1 protein-coding gene is annotated in these 1,469 nt (G+C 68.3%); it reads left to right on the forward strand.

Going from position 1 to position 1,469, the window contains the following annotated elements; genetic code table 11:
* The coding region (locus IEZ03_RS37235) for an alpha-amylase family protein (protein ID WP_189241297.1) at positions 1 to 1,469 on the forward strand (1,469 nt) is incomplete at both ends.

The following is a 1,469-nucleotide window of genomic DNA, read 5'->3' on the forward strand; positions in this document are numbered from 1 at the left end:
CCGGATGTGGCGGATGTGCTGGAGCGGCATCCGCTGCGGGACCTGCTGACCCTGAGCGAGTGGTATCCGCTGACGGTGCACCGGCGGCGTGCGCTGTTCGGCGCGTGGTACGAGTTCTTCCCCCGCTCCGAAGGCGCCACCTTCGACCCGATGGGCCGCCGCGGCCCGATCTCGGGCACCTTGCGCACCGCGGCCGAACGCCTGCCCGCGATCGCCGACATGGGCTTCGACGTGGTCTACCTCCCACCCGTCCACCCCATCGGCACCACCCACCGCAAAGGACCCAACAACACCCTGGACGCCGGCCCCTACGACCCCGGCTCCCCCTGGGCCATCGGCTCACCCGACGGCGGCCACGACGCCGTCGACCCCGACCTGGGCACCCTGGCCGACTTCGACGCCTTCGTCGACCACGCCCACACCCTCGGCCTGGAAATCGCCCTGGACCTGGCACTGCAATGCTCCCCCGACCACCCCTGGGTCACCCAGCACCCCGAATGGTTCACCACCCGCGCCGACGGCACCATCGCCCACGCCGAGAACCCGCCCAAGAAATACCAGGACATCTACCCCCTCAACTTCGACCACGACCCCGAAGGCCTCTACACCGAGATCCGCCGCATCCTGCACCACTGGATGAACCACGGCGTCCGCATCTTCCGCGTCGACAACCCCCACACCAAACCCGTCGCGTTCTGGGAACGGCTCCTGGCCGACATCCACACCACCGACCCCGACGTCCTCTTCCTCGCCGAAGCCTTCACCCGCCCCGCCATGATGCACACCCTGGCCAAAATCGGATTCCACCAGTCCTACACCTACTTCACCTGGCGCAACAACGCCGACGAACTCACCGCCTACCTCCAAGAACTCACCGGCCCCGCCGCCGACTACATGCGCCCCAACCTGTTCACCAACACCCCCGACATCCTCAACGAATACCTCCAGCACGGCGGCCGCCCCGCCTTCGAAATCCGCGCCATCCTCGCCGCCCTGCTCTCACCGAGCTGGGGCATCTACTCCGGCTACGAACTATGCGAGAACACCCCGGTGCGGCCCGGCAGCGAGGAATACCGCGACTCCGAGAAATACCAGTACCGCCCCCGCGACTGGAACACCGCCGCCCGCACCGGCGCCACCATCGCCCCCCTGATCACCCGCCTCAACACCCTGCGCAACACCCACCCCGCCCTCCAGCAACTGCGCAACCTGCACTTCCACCACGTCGACCAGCCCGAACTGCTCGCCTTCTCCAAACGCCACCTCCACGACGTCGTCCTGGCCGTGGTCAACCTCAACCCCCACCACCCCCGCGAAGCCACCGTCCACCTCGACCTGCCCGCCCTCGGCCTGCCCGACGACCCCGCCACCCCCCACACCGTCACCGACCAGCTCACCGGCACCGCCTACACCTGGCACCGGTCCAACTACGTCCACCTCGACCCCCACACCCAACCCGCGCACATCCT

The organism is Actinomadura livida (assembly GCF_014648675.1).
Taxonomy (GTDB): Bacteria; Actinomycetota; Actinomycetes; order Streptosporangiales; family Streptosporangiaceae; genus Spirillospora; species Spirillospora livida.